At 39.9% G+C, this 18,999-nt stretch carries 18 protein-coding genes, 1 tRNA gene and 1 pseudogene; 10 read left to right on the top strand and 10 right to left on the bottom strand.

The features are described from left to right. Positions 1 to 55 precede the first annotated feature (55 nt). Both QM419_RS07800 and trxA read left to right on the top strand, forming a co-directional pair. Positions 56 to 277: a DUF4649 family protein gene (locus QM419_RS07800; protein WP_414278408.1), complete on the top strand. Its 222-nt coding sequence runs from the start codon at positions 56 to 58 to the stop codon at positions 275 to 277. A gap of 14 nt (positions 278 to 291) precedes the next feature. Continuing rightward, positions 292 to 606, top strand: a complete 315-nt coding sequence (gene trxA / locus QM419_RS07805) for a thioredoxin (protein WP_001029581.1) — start codon at positions 292 to 294, stop codon at positions 604 to 606. Positions 607 to 694: 88 nt separating this feature from the next. Here trxA and QM419_RS07810 read toward each other — a convergent pair whose 3' ends face one another. The 8 genes and pseudogenes from QM419_RS07810 to QM419_RS07845 all read right to left on the bottom strand — a co-directional run bounded on the left by QM419_RS07810 (position 695) and on the right by QM419_RS07845 (position 9,291). Further along, positions 695 to 1,363 (bottom strand): MIP/aquaporin family protein, encoded by a 669-nt coding sequence (locus QM419_RS07810; RefSeq protein WP_414278409.1) that lies wholly within the window; start codon positions 1,361 to 1,363, stop codon positions 695 to 697. A 275-nt stretch (positions 1,364 to 1,638) separates the two neighbouring features. Then, positions 1,639 to 2,001, bottom strand: a pseudogene (locus QM419_RS07815) (choline-binding protein C); the annotation flags it as partial. A gap of 2,502 nt (positions 2,002 to 4,503) precedes the next feature. Beyond that, a complete protein-coding gene (gene pepF, locus QM419_RS07820) occupies positions 4,504 to 6,300 on the bottom strand; it encodes an oligoendopeptidase F (protein WP_414278410.1) in 1,797 nt (598 codons plus the stop codon). Positions 6,301 to 6,310: 10 nt separating this feature from the next. Next, positions 6,311 to 7,054, bottom strand: a complete 744-nt coding sequence (locus tag QM419_RS07825; protein WP_414278411.1) for a 16S rRNA (uracil(1498)-N(3))-methyltransferase — start codon at positions 7,052 to 7,054, stop codon at positions 6,311 to 6,313. A 1-nt stretch (position 7,055) separates the two neighbouring features. Then, the gene (gene prmA / locus QM419_RS07830) at positions 7,056 to 8,006 is read right to left on the bottom strand and encodes a 50S ribosomal protein L11 methyltransferase (RefSeq protein ID WP_235083455.1); all 951 of its coding nucleotides are present in this window, start codon (positions 8,004 to 8,006) and stop codon (positions 7,056 to 7,058) included. Next, positions 7,985 to 8,386 carry a hypothetical protein gene (locus QM419_RS07835; protein WP_036758379.1) on the bottom strand — a complete coding sequence of 134 codons (402 nt, stop codon included), beginning with the start codon at positions 8,384 to 8,386 and terminating at the stop codon, positions 7,985 to 7,987. The genes prmA and QM419_RS07835 overlap by 22 nt, the downstream gene beginning before the upstream one ends. Beyond that, the gene (locus QM419_RS07840) at positions 8,383 to 8,811 is read right to left on the bottom strand and encodes an NUDIX hydrolase (RefSeq protein WP_235083456.1); all 429 of its coding nucleotides are present in this window, start codon (positions 8,809 to 8,811) and stop codon (positions 8,383 to 8,385) included. The genes QM419_RS07835 and QM419_RS07840 overlap by 4 nt, the downstream gene beginning before the upstream one ends. A gap of 9 nt (positions 8,812 to 8,820) precedes the next feature. After that, positions 8,821 to 9,291, bottom strand: coding sequence for a DUF3013 family protein (locus QM419_RS07845; protein WP_254724845.1), 471 nt, complete (start codon positions 9,289 to 9,291; stop codon positions 8,821 to 8,823). Between the two features lie 115 nt (positions 9,292 to 9,406). Between QM419_RS07845 and QM419_RS07850 the strand changes: the two genes are divergently transcribed. From QM419_RS07850 to QM419_RS07865, 4 genes are all read left to right on the top strand, one after another. Further along, on the top strand, positions 9,407 to 10,678 hold the full coding sequence (locus tag QM419_RS07850; RefSeq protein WP_414278432.1) for a replication-associated recombination protein A: 1,272 nt from the start codon (positions 9,407 to 9,409) through the stop codon (positions 10,676 to 10,678). Positions 10,679 to 10,940: 262 nt separating this feature from the next. Continuing rightward, positions 10,941 to 11,013, top strand: a tRNA-Lys gene (locus tag QM419_RS07855). Positions 11,014 to 11,109: 96 nt separating this feature from the next. Further along, entirely contained in the window at positions 11,110 to 11,526 is a 417-nt protein-coding gene (locus tag QM419_RS07860; protein ID WP_260467130.1) for a helix-turn-helix domain-containing protein, read from the top strand. A gap of 218 nt (positions 11,527 to 11,744) precedes the next feature. After that, positions 11,745 to 12,260: a DUF308 domain-containing protein gene (locus tag QM419_RS07865; protein WP_414278412.1), complete on the top strand. Its 516-nt coding sequence runs from the start codon at positions 11,745 to 11,747 to the stop codon at positions 12,258 to 12,260. A gap of 271 nt (positions 12,261 to 12,531) precedes the next feature. On the opposite strand, the gene QM419_RS07870 is transcribed toward QM419_RS07865, so the two are convergent. Both QM419_RS07870 and QM419_RS07875 read right to left on the bottom strand, forming a co-directional pair. Then, the gene (locus QM419_RS07870; protein ID WP_414278413.1) at positions 12,532 to 13,620 is read right to left on the bottom strand and encodes an AI-2E family transporter; all 1,089 of its coding nucleotides are present in this window, start codon (positions 13,618 to 13,620) and stop codon (positions 12,532 to 12,534) included. Positions 13,621 to 13,629: 9 nt separating this feature from the next. Then, positions 13,630 to 14,919, bottom strand: coding sequence for a DUF308 domain-containing protein (locus tag QM419_RS07875; RefSeq protein ID WP_414278414.1), 1,290 nt, complete (start codon positions 14,917 to 14,919; stop codon positions 13,630 to 13,632). 650 nt (positions 14,920 to 15,569) lie between these two features. Between QM419_RS07875 and QM419_RS07880 the strand changes: the two genes are divergently transcribed. The 4 genes from QM419_RS07880 to QM419_RS07895 all read left to right on the top strand — a co-directional run bounded on the left by QM419_RS07880 (position 15,570) and on the right by QM419_RS07895 (position 18,813). Continuing rightward, on the top strand, positions 15,570 to 16,001 hold the full coding sequence (locus QM419_RS07880; RefSeq protein WP_060955225.1) for an Rrf2 family transcriptional regulator: 432 nt from the start codon (positions 15,570 to 15,572) through the stop codon (positions 15,999 to 16,001). Positions 16,002 to 16,078: 77 nt separating this feature from the next. Next, positions 16,079 to 17,083, top strand: a complete 1,005-nt coding sequence (locus QM419_RS07885) for an NADP-dependent oxidoreductase (protein ID WP_060955224.1) — start codon at positions 16,079 to 16,081, stop codon at positions 17,081 to 17,083. A 13-nt stretch (positions 17,084 to 17,096) separates the two neighbouring features. After that, complete coding sequence (locus QM419_RS07890) at positions 17,097 to 17,933, top strand: alpha/beta fold hydrolase (protein ID WP_060955223.1); 837 nt, start codon at positions 17,097 to 17,099, stop codon at positions 17,931 to 17,933. A gap of 1 nt (position 17,934) precedes the next feature. Next, positions 17,935 to 18,813, top strand: a complete 879-nt coding sequence (locus QM419_RS07895; RefSeq protein WP_250307650.1) for an SDR family NAD(P)-dependent oxidoreductase — start codon at positions 17,935 to 17,937, stop codon at positions 18,811 to 18,813. Positions 18,814 to 18,999: the final 186 nt, after the last annotated feature.

Here is an 18,999-nt window from a genome sequence, read left to right on the forward strand (position 1 = left end):
ACATTCCCTTTTCCGAGGAGTAAAATGAAGACATGATTTAGCAAAGGAGAATCCTATGATTGAAATCACTTATCTGGATGCCAGCAAGCAAGAGAGAAGTATGACTTTCGAGTCATACGAAGAATTTGAACGTTCTCAACATGCCTGCCTGATTGGTGTCGCAGACTATTACCCTGTCCAAAAACTAACCTACAATGGTCATGTTCTGGACTACCATGGGACTTATGGAGATGTCTTCTTCTATCTCATGAAACAAGATTTAAGCCAATATAACTAAAAAGGAGAAATACTATGGCAAAAGCAATTACAGACGCAACATTTGAACAAGAAACAAAAGACGGATTGGTCTTGGTAGACTTCTGGGCAACTTGGTGTGGTCCATGTCGTATGCAAGGTCCAATCTTGGACAAATTGTCTGAAGAACTTTCAGAAGATGTTTTGAAAATCGTTAAAATGGACGTTGACGAAAATCCAAATACAGCTCGTGCATTTGGAATCATGTCTATCCCTACTCTTCTCTTCAAGAAAGATGGACAAGTCGTTAAACAAGTTGCAGGCGTTCACACTGCAGAACAAATCAAAGCCATCGTTGCTGAATTGAGTTAATCACAAATCCCCCACTTCTCATGTGGGGGATTTTAATATATAAAAAATCCTACTCTCCAATGTGAAGAGTAGGTTTTTTGAGTTTCAATTATTCTTCAGTTCCAAGGAAGTTTTTAGCAACAAGAGCTGCAAGAACTCCACCAACGATTGGTGCAAGGATGAAAATCCAAACTTGTTGAAGAGCTGCGCCACCTACCAATACAGCAGGAGCCAAACTACGAGCTGGGTTTACTGAAAGTCCAGTGACGTTCAAACCAGCTAGAATCAAAGCTGTCAATGACAAACCAATTACTAAACCAGCGATTGCGCCATTTCCTTTGCTTGCTGATGTTACAGTCATGATCACCAAAACAAACAAGAAAGTTGCGATTGTTTCAAACAAGAAACCACCAAAGACAGTGACACCATTTGCCAAGGTATTTTCACCAAGACTTGCAGTTGACATACCTGAATTTGCCAAGAGGAAGAAGACAGATCCAGATGCAAGGAAAGCACCAACTACTTGTCCAAGGATGTAGTTTACAAGTTCTGAAGATGACAAACGTTTGTTAACAAACATAGCGATAGAAACAGCTGGGTTCAAGTGAGCACCTGAAACAGTTCCAATTGAGAAGGCTGCGACTACGATTGCTAAACCAAAAGCAAGAGCAATTCCAAGGTGTCCAAGTCCTTCAACACCATTTCCAAAAACAACAGCTCCTGTTCCGATGAACACAAGCATAAAAGTACCGATTAATTCAGCAACAAATTTTTTCATGTTAAGTCTCCTTTATTTCAAACTATGTATTAGTCTATCAAATGAAGGAAAGGGTTTCAAGAAAAGTGCTTGGAAATACAGGGGAAAGTTTTTCTTATAAACACTTTTAAAAAAGAGCGCAATTCATCTGATACAGTTTCCCCAAATTATGTACTTTTATTTTTTATTATAAAAACTTATGGAGTCATTTGAAAATCTACACCTCTTAAATAGTCAAACTATATTAGACAGAATGATAGTGTTTTAACTCCATTTTTCAGATAGTCAAGAATTCCCTATCTAATCCACTCGCCATTGTAATTAACTCGATATCCATCAGGTGTGGTTGTACTGATTGCTAAGGCACCTGAACCATATGCATAGTACCATTTCCCTGAGACAGTAAACCAACCTGTTTGCATTGCTCCCGAAGAATTGAGGTAATACCATGATCCACCTGTTTTTACCCAGCCAGTTTTCATTTCTCCTGAAGAATTGAGATAATACCATGAACCGCCTGTTTTTACCCAACCTGTTTGCATCCATCCTGAACTGTCAAAATAATACCATGTACTGTCGATTAGTTCCCAACCATTAGTTGTATAAGAACCATTGTTGTGTCTGTACCACCAACGGCCGGAGGATTGAACCCAACTTCCTTTCGAAGCCGCTTTTTGTTTTAACAATAAATATTGTTTATATGCTTCAGATACTTTCGTATATTCCTTTTTAGCAGCCTCTTTTTTAGCATTAGCAAGTTTTAATTTAACATTGGCATTATCGAGTGCTTTTTTAGATTCTTCAAGTTTTTGTTTAGCGCTAATCAATTGTTTTTTAGCATCGTCGAGTTTTCTTGGAGCATTTTTGAGATCAATGACATCTTGTTGCGCCTTTGTCAAATCCTTTTTAGCATTAGCTAATGACTGTTCCGCATTCTTACTAGCATGTGATTTATTATTCTTGATTGCTTTCAATCGATTTAATTGAGATTCTTGCTTCGAAAGTTCAGATTTTGCAGCATTTAGCAGAGTTTGTTGTTTACTCAACTCAGATTTAGCAAATTTTAAAACGTTTAACTTAGATTGATTTTGTTTTGTTAAATCTGCAAGACGTTTTTTAGATTTGTCTAGTTCTTTTTTATATTTATCTAAAGTCGCTTTAGCAATGGTAAGGTTATTGTTTAGAGACGATAGTTTTTCATTTGCCACAGTCTCTTCATTTCTTTGTTTTCGATTAAAATTATCTAAAGCTTCTTTCGCTTTAGTATAGGCTGGATTTTTAGGATGTGTGATTTCATTCCAAACATAACGGAAGGTTATTTTAGGTAAAAATTTTACTCGTTTCCCGTTAAAGTAAAATTCGCTATAATCTGGATTACTATCTTTATTTTCCGCTTTTGCTAAAAAATAACTACTATACCCTTTAGCTCCAGAAGGAAGTATTCCATAAACATCTTTATTCTCACTAATAAATGTTAACACTCCATAATTGCCATAGCTTGTTTTATCGCTAGAGGATGCTCCTATAGCCATTCCTGTCCCAGAAGCTGCTAGCAATGGAATTCTATGACCATAGTTAAATGTATTTGCTTCTTTAGGATCTGACGAGCCATATGCTGAGGCATTGTTGTAGTCATTAAAGTAGCTTAAAACCTCTTTATAAGCAAGTTCTTTTTCACTTAACAGGCTCTTTTCTGGAACGGAACCAGCTGTAGCGTTTTCTGTTGCGTCCTTAAAACCAAAATCTTGATTTTTTAATTTTGTATCGTGTGATAGTTTATCATTTGCCACCATTTCATCGGCCCTAGCTTTTCCATATCTCAAAGCCTTGTCAGTCACAGGTGGCACTGGAATATCAATGCCGTTGATTCTACGTAACTCGATTAAGTACTTACGAACATATTCAGAAACTTTCTTATAATCAACTACATGAGGGGTGTGGATATAATCCTTAGATTTTACTACAATTGTTTCAGTTCTTTCGCCACTAAAATTCACATCTTCGTTCGCAGCAACATAAAGGGTCTTTCCATCTCTTCCTACAAAAGTTTTTTCCTCAAGTGGAGGAGTCTTGGAATCACTCTCGCTAACAGAATTTGATTGAATCTCGTGAGGGACCGTAACTGTTAAAAACTCATTCCCAGCTGATTTTAAATTCTTTTCAAGAGTAGAACGGTTCTTATTTCCTCTTTCTACAAGTGCTTTTCTTTCTTGTTGTGCTTTTGAGAACTCACTAGTTAAAGAACTCACTTTAGCCTGGTCAGCTTTCACCTTCGCATCCAATTTCCCAGCAGTTTGTTGGACCTCACGTAATGTATTCCAATCAAAAGAATTCTCTGCTACCCTTACTTTGTCTTGTGCCTTTTTTACGTCTACTGCTCTTTGATCAACCTGAGTTTTTGCCTTATTAACAACTGTTTGTTGGTTCTCGACACTTGTCTGAGCTTGTTTCTCACCTTGTTTTGCTCCAGCCAAATTTTCTTCGGCTTTCTTGACAGTTACTTGTTTTGCGGCAAGATCCTTTTCTGCATTTTTAATTTTCTCAGGTGTAGCTTGCTTAGCAAATTCTTGAGCTTGTTTCAAAGCGTCATCTGCTTTGTTCTTATTTGTTACAGCAGATGCATACTCTTGTTGCGTTTTATCAACAATCTTCTGAGCATTCTTTTCTTCTTCAATTGTTTGATTCAGTTTTACTTCTACATTTTTTACATCTGATTCTGAAACTTCAACATCCTTTTTGGTCTCTGATTGACTGACGGTAGTTTTAGTCGATTGTTTATTTGTAACCTCATCTGCTTGGACATGACCATTAAAAGCAGTTACTATTGCAGTTGCAACTCCCAAACCAATCAGCACTTGTTCCTTTTTCATAAAATTAACCTTTCTTTAAAAACGTTTACATTATTAATTTTAACATATTTACTTATATTTCAAAATAAAATGAGTAACTCTTCATCTGTACTCTCTACATCACTCCTTCTCAGGAGAATATTTAAGAGTAGAGACTTCAGCTATTTTTAGGGCAATCTTATTATATAGTATAAATAAAAGTATAGAGAATACCAATACTATTCCTGCTTCAATATTTTTTTAATCACCACCAAAAATAAATGTCATTCTAAAATCTAAACAATATTGCTATATTGTTGCACTTTTATGATTTTACTCCCCCAACTCCGCACTGTAGGTGATAATTTGATCAACTGTATCAGACAAGAACTGAATGGTATCACGGAGTGGTTTATCTGTTGAAATATCTGCTTCGATAATCATTGCTGACTCAAGTGGTGTCTTACTGCCACCTGACTTGAGGAGATTGAGCCAATCTTCAGCTCCAGTTTCTGAATTTTTCAGATGAAGGTAACCTGCAGTCGAGATTACAAGTCCAGCTGAGTAAGTATAGCTATACAAGCCCATGTAGTAGTGAGCTTGGCGCATCCAAGTCAAAGCCGCATCATCATCGATTTCAATAGCATCCCCCCAGAAGTCTGTCAAGACTCCCTTCATAATGCTGTTGAGTTTACTTGCTCCAAAGGTCTCTCCTTCTTCAATCAACGTATATACCTTACGTTGAAAAGCTGCTTCCAAGAGATGGGTAATAAAGTTATGGAAGTAGGTGTCCGTCAAGCGATGAGCTAAGGCAAAGCGTTTCTGACGTGGGTCATCAAATTGGTGTTCCAAGTAATCACTTAACAGCAATTCATTGAAGGTTGACGGTGCTTCGACATAGTAGGTCGACATGTGGGCATTGAAGTAGCTCTGATGATTATCCGAAAAAATAAATTGACCAGAATGCCCAATTTCATGAATCAGGGTATAAACATCACTCAAACGACCTGTCCAACTCATGAGGATATAAGGATGCACACGATATGGATCAGCTGCATAACCACCAGAATCCTTTCCACTATTAGCAGCGAAGTCAACCCAGCGCTCTTCTTGATAGCGAGCGATTTCCTGACAATATTCTTGTCCCAAAGGTTCTACTGACTTCATAACCAAATCATAGGCATCGTCAATAGTCACTTCAGGATTAAGAGCGCTATCCAAGTCCAATTTCCAGTCTGCAAAGGTCATCTTCTCAAGACCATTCACCTTGGCAACATGCTTGAGATATCGCTGAGCAACTGGCGCAAAGTCCTTCATGATGAGGTCAATCTGGCGGTCAAACATGGCACGGTCCACTTCTTGTTCAGCCAGAAGATAATCAAAGACTGAGTCATAGCCCTTCATATCTGCCAACAGTTTTTCAGATTTAACCTGAGCAAGATAGGCTGCCGCAGCTGTATTTTGGTGCTTACGAAGTCCTTCTGAGAAAGAACTGAAGGATTTCTCACGAACCTCAGCATCCTCGTGGTTTTGATAGAAGTTTTCATAGGTCACAAAACTGTTTTTGTAGGTTTTTCCATGGGCTTCAAAATCAGCCATTTCAAAGTCCCCAGCTCGCATTTTAGTATAGATATCCTGTGGACTGTAGAAAACTTCACCCAGATTGGTCAAGGCCCTCTCCACATCAGCCCCAAGATAGTGGGCTTTTTTAATTTTTGCCTGACGAATAGCTGCAGTCAAATGTGGCAAGTCACCCAAACGGTCCAAGACTTCTTCGTCTGCTTCTACCAAGGCATCATCAAAGAAGGTCAAGGCTACGCTGGCATCTGTTTCAAAGTCCATTCCAGCTTGGGCGATATTGGCAAAATCTTCATTGCTATAGTCTGTCGTCTGAGGCATAAAAGCGTAATTCCCGATATGGCTCATCTGAATATAGATTTGCTCCAATTCTTCAAAGGCCTTCTCGAAATCTTCAAAAGTGTGAAGATTGCCCTTGTAGTCACGACTAAACTGGTTAATATCTTCACGCGCCTTCTCAATCGCACGCAAGAAGTCCTCACGGTCTTGGTATAGAGCTGTTAAGTCCCAAAGTTCATTTTCAGGAAATTCTGAACGGTGTTTTTGTTCCATCTTTTTCCTCTTATTTCTCTAATTCTAATAAAACACTGATGGCTGATACGACATAAAGCGGTGCTGTTTCTGCTCGTAGGATGCGAGGGCCAAGTCCTGCAAGGACTGCTCCTTTGGCTGTAAAACTGTCAATTTCTGCAGGTGAGAGACCACCTTCTGGCCCAAAGATAAAGAGCAATTTAGCCCCTTTTTCAAGACTAGTAATAGCTTGGATAAGGGCAGCTGATTCTCCTTCTTTTGCTGACTCTTCATAGGATACCACAATGCGGTCAAACTGGTCCAGTTGGGCTAGAAAGTCAGACTTTTTTTCAAAAAGAGTGATACTTGGGACAAGGTTTCGCTTACTTTGTTCTGCTGCTCCGAGGGCGATTTTTTCTAACTTCTCAACCTTTTTGCCCAATTTCTTGCCATCCCATTTGGCAACTGACCAATCGGCAGGGAAGGCCCAGATCTGACTAGCTCCGAGTTCTGTTACTTTCTGAGTGATGAACTCCAGCTTGTCTCCTTTTGGAAAGCCCGATGCGATGGTCACTTGAACTGGCAGTTCTACATTGTCTGCTAATTCCTCAATCAGCTTCAACTGACGGGCTTCTACATTAACCACGCGCGCCAAACGCTTGATGCCATCATTAAAGACTAGGGTCACCTCATCATCTTCTTTCAGGCGCATGACCTGAAACATATGCTTGCTGGTTTCCTTGTCCTCGATAGTGACAGGAGAGATTGCACTGCCTTTTACAAAATATTGCTGCATGCTAGCCTCCAATCACACCTGAAATATCCTTGGTTTTCTTGAAGACACAGGCATTCCATTCTCCTTGAATCATGTGAGTTTCAAGGAAAAATCCAGCTGCTTCTGCTGACTCACGGACCATGTCCCACTTGTCCCTGATAATGCCACTCATGATGAGGTAACCTTCATCCTTGACCAAGTGATAAGCATCCTCTGTCAGATGAATGAGGATATCTGCCAAGATATTAGCCACGATGACATCTGCCTCAATCTCAACACCCTTAAGCAAATCTCCTGCTGCTACATGGATGTTTTCCATGCCAGGATTGAGCTCAATATTTTCCTGAGCGACTCGAACCGCTACATCATCTAGGTCATAGGCGAAAATCTCCTTGGCACCTAGGAGTGAGCTTGCAATAGAAAGAACCCCTGAACCAGTCCCTACATCTAGCACTGTTTCTCCACCACGAAGGACCTGCTCCAAGGCAAAAAGACTCATCTTGGTCGTAGGGTGGGTTCCTGTTCCAAAGGCCATCCCTGGATCTAGCTTGATAATCTTTTCTCCCGCCGTCGCCTCATAGTCCGTCCATGATGGTACGATGGTCAGGTCATGGGTAATGCGAGCTGGTTCATAGTATTTCTTCCAGTTGTCTGCCCAGTCTTCCTCAGCCAAGGCAGTCGTCCCAATCTTGACCTCTCCCAAATCCATAAAGTCTGTCAATTCTGCAAGACGAGTTTGCAAGTCCGCTTCCACCGCTGCTACATCAACTGTGTCAGGGTAGTAGGCAGTCACCACGATTTCTTCTTGCTGCTCGACCTCAGGGAAAATCTCACCGAAACGGTCGACATTTCCCACATAGTCCATGCTGTCTTCGATCGCTACCCCTTGGGCGCCTAACTCGATCAAGAGATTGGAAACTAATTCCTCTCCCTCACGCTTAACCGTTACTTTTAACTCTTGCCATGTTTCCATTTTGTATTTTCCTTATTCTTCTTAAATTCTTCAATCACATCTGTATAGTGTTCTTTCATTGCGCTATGAATCTGCTGTTTAAAAATACCAAACATAAGATAATAAACAAATAGAACAATTCCTGCAAGCAGTAGCAGTAATAAAAAATGTACTGAAAGGGGCAGTACGAGACCTTCACCACTCAGTAAGGGTAAAACAAGCATTAATCCCCAAATAACAGCCATAGAGATCCCAGCTACTTTCGTACCACTTTCTCTCTGCTTCTTTAACTTTAAATATTCCATGTAAATGAATGTAGCTTCTTCCCTAGAGTATTGTCCAGTTTTTAGTTTGCGTTTAACTTCCTTGTTTAACGTGGTTGTTGCAATCGCAAAAATCATTTCACTTCCTCCAAATAATCCCTCAATCTACCCTGCAACTGCGGAACTACTTGACTGGATGTCAAAAATTCCTCAATGTTCATCAATTTATAGCCCTGCCCTTCATCTCCAAAGGTGATACTGTCAAACTGTTCTTGACTTAGTTGCCCGACCATAAATACTGACTGTCTGCCTTCATAGAGCATGCTGGGATAGACCTTACTCCAGAGCAGGCAATCTTCGGTCAAGTGAATGCCTAGTTCCTCATAAACTTCACGCGCCGCGCATTCAAATGGGCTTTCGTCCCCTTCACGACCACCACCCGGCAACTCCCACATATTGGGCCAAGGGATATTTTCCTTGTCATCACGCAAGATGGTCAGTAGCTTATCTCCGCAAAATAGAGCAATCTTGCAACCTTGGAAATCAGTAAGTTCTATTTCCATGCTAGACTCCTAATATCTCGGATAAGGATAAAATTCTCCCTCTTCCAAGCCTGCTTTCCCTTCTTCAAAGACTTCTTGGTTCCATTCCATGACGAATTCTTCTGCTTCTGGGTCTTCCAAAAAGTCCATGAGGGCATCTAGTCCAACCTCTGCAGTATCTTTGAGGAATAGTGCAAAATAAGCTAAAAATTCACGAGAAAAACCTTTCTTCGGCAGATAAGGGATGACTGTGAGATAGTCTTCTGCATTAACTGTTGACTTGGCAGGGTTATAAAAAAGCATCGCTTCTTCAAAAAGGATATCATCTGACGAAACCTCTCCGTCTTCATCTAGCATCTCCACTCCTGCAGGATTTTGCGCCTCTAGCAGAAAACTCACTTCAACTGCATGATTGCGTTTGTCCCAGCTAATCTCATAGTCAAAAGGAAAGTTCTTGTCCAACTCTTCTTGTAAAACATCTAAAAATCCGTATGTTGCCATGTTGTCCTCTTTCTATACGACTCTTCAATCGCCCCGAATACTCGGAAATATGCTAAAATAGATACTACCATATTACCACATTCGTATCAGAAAATCCATGTTAGAAAGGACTGCTATGCCAGACAATCTCGCGCTTCGTATGCGCCCCAAAACCATCGACCAGGTCATCGGTCAAGAGCATCTGGTAGGCCCAGGAAAAATCATCCGCCGCATGGTGGAGGCTAACCGCCTGTCCTCCATGATTCTCTATGGACCTCCGGGTATCGGGAAAACCAGTATCGCTTCTGCCATCGCTGGAACAACCAAATATGCCTTTCGAACCTTCAATGCAACTGTTGATAGTAAAAAACGTCTCCAAGAAATTGCTGAAGAAGCTAAATTCTCAGGTGGCCTTGTACTGCTACTGGACGAGATTCATCGTCTTGACAAGACCAAGCAAGACTTTCTCTTGCCTCTCTTGGAAAGTGGACTGGTCATTATGATTGGAGCGACGACTGAAAATCCTTTCTTTTCTGTCACGCCAGCCATTCGTAGCCGTGTTCAGATTTTTGAGTTGGAACCCTTGTCTAACCAAGATGTTAAAGAGGCCGTTCAAATAGCCCTGATTGACCCTGAAAGAGGCTTTGATTTCCCTGTCGAGTTAGATGATGATGCCCTTGATTTTATCGCAACATCTACCAACGGTGATCTCCGTTCTGCCTTTAACTCGCTGGATTTGGCAGTTCTCTCCACTCCAGCTAATGACAAAGGTATACGTCACATTACGCTCGACATCATGGAAAATAGTCTTCAGAGAAACTACATCACTATGGACAAGGATGGAGACGGACACTATGATGTTCTATCTGCCCTGCAAAAATCCATCCGTGGATCCGATGTCGATGCTAGTCTCCACTATGCTGCTCGCTTGATAGAGGCCGGTGACCTTCCTAGCCTAGCTCGTCGTTTGACTGTGATTGCTTATGAAGATATTGGCTTAGCCAATCCTGAAGCCCAGATTCATACTGTAACTGCTTTGGATGCAGCACAGAGGATTGGATTCCCCGAAGCCCGCATCCTCATTGCCAATGTTGTGATTGATTTGGCCCTTTCTCCAAAATCCAACTCAGCCTATGTGGCTATGGATAAGGCTCTGGCTGATCTTAAATCATCCGGTCACCTACCAATCCCACGTCACTTGCGTGATGGTCACTATAGTGGTAGCAAGGAACTAGGCAATGCCCAAAACTACCTCTATCCACACAACTACCCAGGTCACTGGGTCAAACAAGAGTACTTGCCAGAAAAAATCCGCAACCATAGCTACTTCTCACCAGAAGATAGTGGAAAATACGAACGTGCCCTAGCTCAACGCAAGGAAACCATTGATAAATTACGAAACTTATGAAATCCTTTTCAAAATTTTTAATTTTCCCTTGATTTTTTTTGAAAAAGTGGTATCATATAATCATAGAAACGCTGTGGTGTACGACTTCACATTTAAGTGTTGACCGACTATTTTTTGTATTATTAGGGAAACAAAAGTCTTCTAACAGCATGTAGGCCGTCTCACACGGAAACAGCTTCAGTTAGAGCGAGTTGCCCACCTGCTTAATTGCGCGGGTTCAATACAAACCGTGAAGTTTCGGCACCAATACAGCTTTTTATTTGCCTCCTTAGCTCAGTTGGTAGAGCAGTAGACTCTTAATCTATGGGTCACAGGTTCGAGCCCTGTAGGGGGCATCTAAATCAACAGGAAAAAGCCTTTATTTATAAGGCTTTTTTGCTTGTCTATAACTGATTTGCCCCATCATTTGCCCCACATTTTTTTTATGAGCAATCTTTCCAGACATCTCTGATTATGAAAAACAAAAAAGCTATCCTACCTTTGCAAATTTGGATAAGATAGCGGAATATTTTAATGCAACTCCAACCCAACTCTTTGGAACGAGTAAAGAGATTGAGTTAGAAAAGAGTGTTCTTGAATCTAATGAATACTCTGATAAAGTAAGTGAAATCTTAAAAGCTGTCAAATACATCGAGCATTTCCTACATACTGATGGACAGTACTTAGAGGATTTACTTTACCTAACAAGAGGCAACCAACTATACACAGAAGATGGAGATGAGTTGTATATTGATCCAACTTCTCAGAAAAGAACACTTCATAACCAATATGAACCTGGTTTTATTGAAGCAAGGGATAAATCTCCACTAGAACTCTTAATTGAAAATAAGGAATTGTTTGATAAATAGAAAAAGCGAGGATAACCTCGCTTCAGATTGAAGTTAAAATCTTTAGAAGACACTTTTATAAGGACTTTGTCTTCAATCTGTGAAAAGGAGTGAAAACTCCTTTTCTTTTTGTAAGTCAGACTGAAACTTCCAAATTGTTTATTTATTTTATTGACATTTTCTATAAAAATAAGTACAATAGTTTTATTAGAAAACTATACTATATAGGGGGTGTTGAAATGAAATTTTCTAATCGTTTACTGCTATTCCTTGCAGGAGTTGTTTTTGTCCTTTTAGGACTTTTCCTATTTACAAACCCAGTAGCTAATCTTGTTGCTTACAGCTGGTGGATTTCATTTGGTTTACTGGTTTCTTCTATAGCAGCTATTTTAGGCTATTTCTCTGCACCAAAAGAGCTTCGCTCACCTGTTTATCTTTTCCAAGGATTTGTTAGTCTTCTCTTAGCTCTTTACCTCGTTGCTTATGGCTTTGTGACCCTGCCGGTCGTCATTCCGACCATTGTAGGAATTTGGTTAATTGTAGAAGCCATTATTGCTTTCTTTAAAGGCAATCGTCTGGGATTGATTTTCCCTATTATTGGCAACCATATCATGTGGATAGCGTTGCTTGCATTTTTACTAGGTCTAGTGATTTTGTTCAATCCAGTAGCTACAAGTGTCTTTGTCGTTTATGTCGTTGCCTTTGCATTTTTAATTGTTGGTTTCACCTATATCCTTGATGCCTTTCGTAAATAATCTAGCTGCCATTTTGGGCATATTAAAATAGCTGGGAAGTTACATTCTCAGCTTTTTCTGTTGCCTCTTTAGCTAAGTTGGTAGAGCAGTAGACTCTTAATCTATGGGGCGCAGGTTCGAGCCCTTGTAGGGGCATCTAAATCAACAGGAAAAAGCCTTGAAATCAAGGCTTTTTTACGTCCAATAGCTTTTTGTAGCAAAGTATTTAAAAATAAAAGAGAAGAGAATCTTTCACTCTCTTCTTAGTATATCTTATTAAATTCAGTCTTTCTCAATCTACCTGATTTTCCTTTGCAACGACAAATTCTTTAACCAATCGATAGATAACAGCAAATACGGGGGTAAAGAATATCATCCCAAGTAAGCCAAAGAGATTGCCTCCAATACTAGCAGCCGCAAGCGTGAAAATAGCTGGTAAACCAATAGACTGACCTACAACTTTGGGATAAATAAGGTTTCCTTCAATCAGCTGTATAACTTGATATAGAAGAAGAGAAAGTAAGGCTTGAGTAGGACTGACTGTGAAGATAAAAATCGCTCCCACAACACAAGCAATCATAGGCCCTACATAAGGAATGAACGATAGCACTCCTGCAAATATACCTGTCATTACTCCATAGGGTATCCCAAACAGGCTGTAACCAACCGCTATCATAACTCCTATGATAAATGCTTCAATCAGCTGACTCATCAAAAATTGGTCATAAGTCTCTAGTGCTACTTGTCCAATGTAAGTCAACTTTATCACCACCTTCTCTGGAAGAAAAACTTTTAGAAGTCGACTCGTCATCGCTGCCAAATGTTCCTTACTGGATAAAAATAAAAAGGTGAAGACTATAATCAAAAAGGCATTCATCAAACTTGAAAAAATATTGCCGATATTACTAGTCAGACCTGATAAAAAACCTATCAAAGCTTGGCTAATAGAACTAGATTGTCCCTGTATGCCTGATACGATAGTTGACAACATGTCTTTGGTTACAAATTCCGAGCTGCCTAGCAATTTCCCAAGTTGAGTAAGGACTGTTGAAAGGACTGTTCCCAGCTGACTAATAGTCTGAGCTAGGGTTGGCAGCACCAAAACCAAAAGAGCAATCACGATTAAGATAAGAGCTAGGAAAACAAGTACCATGGCAATCGGACGACGCAACTCTGCCTTTACCTTCAATTTAACTAAGTACTGTTCAATTTTTTTCATAGGAACATTAAGCACAAAAGCAATAACAGCACCATAAATCAAGGTTGATGTTACATCAAAGAGAGAGATTGCTCCTGATATAAAGCTCGATGCATTCAGAATTACAAGAGCAACCAGCCCTATAAAAAGGATTAACGGGGTATATTTTTTAACTAAGTTCATAAATTCTCCTTAATAAACATGTTTAGATACGACTATACTATTTGGTTTTTCAAACTCTCGATCAAGGTAGGCTTGGTAAGTTCCTGGAGCGATAAATCCTTTTGGTGAGAGGATATCTGTTCCAGCTTGACCGACTATGGTATCAGCCAAGAGCACACAGTTTGTGGACAAGACAAAGTAGGATTTAAACTTAGATTTGATAAATTTATAAAGTTCCCCATCCGTCTCATGTCTGATTTTATAAGCGTAGGTGTAGTCTTCCTTACCATCTTCCGTTTTAATTTTATCTGCGCTTGGCTCCCAAGGAATCGTTAGTTGTTTTAATTCAGCTAATTTTTCCTGAACCGCTTCTTCCATTTCCGGTGTCAAATCTATTCCGTAACCAAATAGCGTTTTTTGACTCTCCCGTTTACATAAGTCAATGTACTTATCACGGTCACAGAAATATAAGACACCATCTCCTACCATACCAAATAAGGTCTCAGATGACGGATCATAGTTGCCATAAGAAATAACACGGCCCTGATAGAAGATATCCACATGACCAATAGCTGAAAACAGGGAGGTCTCAGCTGTATGAACAAAAATTTCTAGCTCTGCTGTCTTACCAGACTTCACTATTCCAAGATGGATATCTTCTTCCTCATCAGCATTTTCCTGCATGAATTTATTGATTTTTGCTAAAGTACTTGCAGGGATGAGAGCGGCTAGGGCAATAGGTAAGCTCATTCTGACACGACGTTTGAGATGGTTTTTCCCAATTTCCTTTTCAAATAAGAAACCGTCACGGATATTGGACACACCATAAAGGCAAAAATAAGCCCCTAAAACAAAGAGTTGAAAGACAGAATTTCCCGTAGAGGACAAAAGACTAGTCCCACCAAGAAAAACTAGTACGAGACCATCTAGTAAGAAACGAAAACGAGGTCGAATTTTGTTTTTGCGGTAGAGAACATAGGTGACAAGGTTGATACTAGCATGAAAAATCTGAGAAATTCCAATCACAAGAGCCAAAATATAAATTGGCACATCAGTAGCAAGATTCGAGCCTAGCAAATATCCCATCACTAACAATTTAACCAGTGCAACTCCCAAGGTGTCCGTTGACTGACTTTTTTTGAAAATACGTAATACTAAATCTAAGACCGTTGCTATCCAAGCTAAAAACAGAACCAGTCGAATAACCGTCACTGGCAACCAAGTTCCCGTGACCATCAAGATAAGACCTAGCAGAACAAACAAGAAACCCTGAACAAGTAATTTCTTACCTGTCAGACCTAAAGAAAGAATTTTTTCCATAAAAGACCTTTCAAAAATAATAATTAAGCCCTTTGATCAAATTGACTGGTAAATAGCTGACGGCACAAACAGCCTGTGCCAGCAAGACATGGCGACTGACTGTAGCAATGTCACCATCTTGTCTTTTGCACTTCTGAAATTTGTTTTATTGAGTCGAAATCAGAGCTTTTAAAAACTAGCTAAACTTGAAAGCTAACCATAATTGCTAGATAAAAAAGGTGCAACCAATCCTTCTTGTAAAGGTAGGAAAATATTATTTCTATTCTATTAATGATTTATATACTATCTATTGTGACACAAAACTCACTATAGTTCAACATTTTACTAATTAAAAATCATAAAAGAAGTTTCAAGTCCTCATAACGCTTTGAAAAGAACAAAAAAACGGAATGAAATAACATATAATTAGATTATTAAACAAAGTTTACTAGGCACAAACTAAGATATGTTTGATCAAGCAGAGAGGGGAGATGCTGTTTCTTTAAAACAAGTTTATCTCACTATTTTTTATGAACTGCCTTTCCAGACATCTCTAATCTGATGACACTCTTCAAAAATATTTTAAAAATTTAAAACAAAAGTCTTGCTTTTCATTTTATTTGTGATATACTTGTTCTCGTATTAGATACAAGTTATCCAAAGGAGTTTATATGGATACAAAATTTTCAGTAGCCTTACATATCCTAACCATGATTAGCGAGAGCAAGGATACCTTAAGTTCACAAGCTCTGGCTGAGAGCGTCGGAACCAACGCTAGTTATATTCGTAAGGTGATTGCCTTATTGAAAAACGCTGGCTTAATTACTTCCCATCAAGGAAAAACAGGCTATCAACTCAGTAAGTCCCCAAAGGAAGTGACCTTACTTGAGATTTATTTTTCCACACAAGAAGTCAACCACATCAGCTTATTTCCCGTTCACCAAAATAGCAATCCGGATTGCCCAGTAGGGAAACATATTCAAGCTGCCATTTCGCCACTATTTGCTAGCGCTGAAGCTCAACTTGATAAGGAACTAGCCCAGCAAACCTTAGAAGATGTCATTAACAATCTTTATAAAGATGCCAAACAAAAACGAAACTGATTTGCATGCAGATCAGTTTTAAAAAGACTATGCTTGTATCTCTATCGGATACAACAAAAAATAGAAAAGGGTAGACAATGAAAGTCGCACAACATACTACTTATAACAAAAACAATATCACACTAAACATCACAGAAATCGCAAAACCAAGCATCACAGACAAAGAAGTTTTGGTCAAAGTCACCGCAGCTGGTGTTAATCCTCTGGATAACATGATTTCCCGTGGTGAAGTAAAGGTGATCGTCCCTTACAAACTTCCACAAACTGCTGGAAATGAAGTGGTCGGTATCATTGAAGAGACAGGTAGACAAGTCAAAAATCTCAAAGTCGGAGACCGAGTTTTTGGGCGTTTACCACTTAATCATATTGGTGCCTTTGCAGAATACGTAGCTGTCGATAGTCAGGCTCTAGCCAAGGTTCCAGACTATCTGTCTGACGAGGAAGCCGCTGCTGTTCCTTTGACTGCCTTAACCATTATGCAAGCCTTAGAACTCATGGGGGCTCAAGCTGGCAAAACCATCTTTATCTCTGGTGGTACAGGCGGTGTCGGCGGTATGGCCATTCCGATTGCTAAGGCTAAAGGTTTGAAGGTCATTACCAATGGGGCTGGAGATAGCGCTGAGCGTGTATTGAACCTAGGAGCAGACCGCTTTATCGATTATAAAACAGAGGATTATACAAAAACTGTTAGCCAGGTTGATTATGTCCTCGATACCCTTGGTGGCGCTGAGACTGAAAAACAAATGTCTATCATGAAAAAAGGTGGTCAGCTTGTTTCCCTCCGTGCTATGCCAAATGGTGACTTTGCCAAACGCATGAACCTGCCAAAATGGAAACAGATGATTCTTGGCTTAGCTGGTCGCAAATTTGATAAGATGGCTGACAAATACGGCGTTCACTACCATTTTATCTTTGTGGAAAGCAATGGTGCTCAATTACAAGAGGTAGCTGACCTCTTTAGCAAATTAGAAATCAAGCCATCTATCGATACAGTCTATCCATTTGAAGAAGTGAATAGCGCCTTAGACAAGGTCGCTAATGGTCGCTCACGTGGAAAAACTGTCCTCAGCTTTAAGAAATAAAAAGGAAAAGACAATGTCATATCTTACAACTAAAAATCAATACATCACTGTTGAAGGGAACAAAATTGCCTATCGCGAACTCAGCAAAGGCAAATCAAAACTACCTCTTCTGATGCTGGTCCACTTGGCAGCAACCCTCGACAACTGGGATCCAAAACTTTTGGACTTGATTGCTGAAAAGCACCATGTGATTGTGGTCGACCTTCCTGGTGTGGGAGCCAGTCAAGGAAAAGTGGCCCCAACCATTTCTGGAATGGCTGAGCAGACGATTGCCTTTATTCAATCCCTTGGTTACGATAAAATCAATCTCCTAGGTCTTTCTATGGGAGGGATGATTGCCCAAGAAATGGTCCGAATCAAGCCTGATTTGGTCAATCGTCTCATTATAGCAGGAACAGGACCTCGAGGTGGAAAAGAGATTGATAAGGTCACAGGGAAAACATTTAACTATATGTTTAAAGCTGGACTCGAGCGCATCGATCCTAAACGCTATATCTTCTATAACCATGATGAACAAGGAAAAATCGAAGCTTTGAAAGTTCTCGGACGAATGGGAATGCGAACCAAGGAATTTGCGGACAAAGACATGAGTGTGCCTGGTTTCTTGACTCAACTCAAAGCCATTAAACGTTGGGGGAAAGATTCTCAAGACGACCTAAGATTTATCACCCAACCAACCTTAATCGTCAACGGGGACAAGGATATGCAGGTTCCAACAGAAAATTCTTATGATATGCATGAGAAAATAAAAGATAGTAAGCTGATCATCTATCCAAATGCTGGTCACGGTTCGATCTTCCAATATGCAGAGGAGTTTTCAAAAGAACTCATTGCTTTCTTGGAGGACTAATATGGTCAAAACGATTCTGATTACAGGTGCTACTGACGGTATCGGTAAACATTTGGCAAAGAAATTAGCCAGTGAAGGCCATCAGGTCATCCTCCATGGTCGCAATCCTCAAAAACTTGAGCTGGCGCTTCAAGAGGTTCGGGCCGTTTCCTTGAGAGGCAGAGTTTCGAGCTACTTGGCAGATTTTTCAAAATTAGACGATGTTTATCGATTTGTAGGGGAAATCAAGCGAGACTTTCAAAGGATCGATGTCTTGTTTAACAATGCAGGCCTGTATGCAGGAAAAGAACGAAAAGCGAGTGCTAAAAATGTCGAGTTGACTTTTATGTTATTCGTTCTCGTTCCCTATCTGTTAACAACTGAGCTAAGCCCCTTGTTAGAAAAATCGGCTGACAGCCGTGTCATTAATACTTCTTCCTATATGCATCATTTTGCCAAGGTCAAGGATTTGGACTTTGGATTTGAGAAAGAATACAATCCAGGATTGGCCTACAATAATTCAAAACTTTACACTATTTGGATGACACGCTATCTGGCAAGAGACTTCTTTTTAAGAGGTTCAAACATCACCATCAATGCCTATCATCCTGGTCTTATCTCGACTAACTTAGGGAATAATTCTAGTGATGAAAAGACAAAAAAGTCTCTCTTCGGACGCCTGATGAAGTCTCTCTCGAAAGATCTAGATCAGGGAATCGAAACAGGCTATTATCTCACCTTATCAGAGGAAGTCAGGGGCTTGACTGGCTACTATTTTGATGAAAAGAAAGTCAAGTCTGTATCTGAAAAAGGCTACACATTTGAAAAAGCACAAGATTTAATCAATTACTGCAATGATAAAATTGAGTTGTTTAAACAGAAATATGCTCTGCTTAATTAGAAAAAAATTCTCTTTCCATTTTGCTAGAAAGAGAACTACCAATTCAGGGATAAAGGAATTCGTGTCACGAGCGCCTGCAGTATTGAGCAAGACACTCTTTGGAGCAGCTAAAGCCTCTCCTGTCTTTTGGTCATAATAAACAGCCTGTCCATTGCATTCGCCGATAAAGACACGACGGCGTCATAG

Source organism: Streptococcus infantis, assembly GCF_047464715.1.
Classification (GTDB): Bacteria; Bacillota; Bacilli; order Lactobacillales; family Streptococcaceae; genus Streptococcus; species Streptococcus infantis_S.

Coding starts and splice junctions, on each gene's coding strand:
- QM419_RS07895 (WP_250307650.1), top strand. CDS start 17,935: ATGGTCAAAACGATTCTGATTACAGGTGCTACTGACGGTATCGGTAAA.
- prmA (WP_235083455.1), bottom strand. CDS start 8,006: ATGGAAACATGGCAAGAGTTAAAAGTAACGGTTAAGCGTGAGGGAGAG.
- QM419_RS07845 (WP_254724845.1), bottom strand. CDS start 9,291: ATGGCAACATACGGATTTTTAGATGTTTTACAAGAAGAGTTGGACAAG.
- QM419_RS07885 (WP_060955224.1), top strand. CDS start 16,079: ATGAAAGTCGCACAACATACTACTTATAACAAAAACAATATCACACTA.
- QM419_RS07825 (WP_414278411.1), bottom strand. CDS start 7,054: ATGCAGCAATATTTTGTAAAAGGCAGTGCAATCTCTCCTGTCACTATC.
- QM419_RS07850 (WP_414278432.1), top strand. CDS start 9,407: ATGCCAGACAATCTCGCGCTTCGTATGCGCCCCAAAACCATCGACCAG.
- QM419_RS07865 (WP_414278412.1), top strand. CDS start 11,745: ATGAAATTTTCTAATCGTTTACTGCTATTCCTTGCAGGAGTTGTTTTT.
- QM419_RS07870 (WP_414278413.1), bottom strand. CDS start 13,620: ATGAACTTAGTTAAAAAATATACCCCGTTAATCCTTTTTATAGGGCTG.
- pepF (WP_414278410.1), bottom strand. CDS start 6,300: ATGGAACAAAAACACCGTTCAGAATTTCCTGAAAATGAACTTTGGGAC.
- QM419_RS07890 (WP_060955223.1), top strand. CDS start 17,097: ATGTCATATCTTACAACTAAAAATCAATACATCACTGTTGAAGGGAAC.
- QM419_RS07810 (WP_414278409.1), bottom strand. CDS start 1,363: ATGAAAAAATTTGTTGCTGAATTAATCGGTACTTTTATGCTTGTGTTC.
- QM419_RS07800 (WP_414278408.1), top strand. CDS start 56: ATGATTGAAATCACTTATCTGGATGCCAGCAAGCAAGAGAGAAGTATG.
- QM419_RS07835 (WP_036758379.1), bottom strand. CDS start 8,386: ATGATTTTTGCGATTGCAACAACCACGTTAAACAAGGAAGTTAAACGC.
- QM419_RS07875 (WP_414278414.1), bottom strand. CDS start 14,919: ATGGAAAAAATTCTTTCTTTAGGTCTGACAGGTAAGAAATTACTTGTT.
- QM419_RS07880 (WP_060955225.1), top strand. CDS start 15,570: ATGGATACAAAATTTTCAGTAGCCTTACATATCCTAACCATGATTAGC.
- trxA (WP_001029581.1), top strand. CDS start 292: ATGGCAAAAGCAATTACAGACGCAACATTTGAACAAGAAACAAAAGAC.
- QM419_RS07840 (WP_235083456.1), bottom strand. CDS start 8,811: ATGGAAATAGAACTTACTGATTTCCAAGGTTGCAAGATTGCTCTATTT.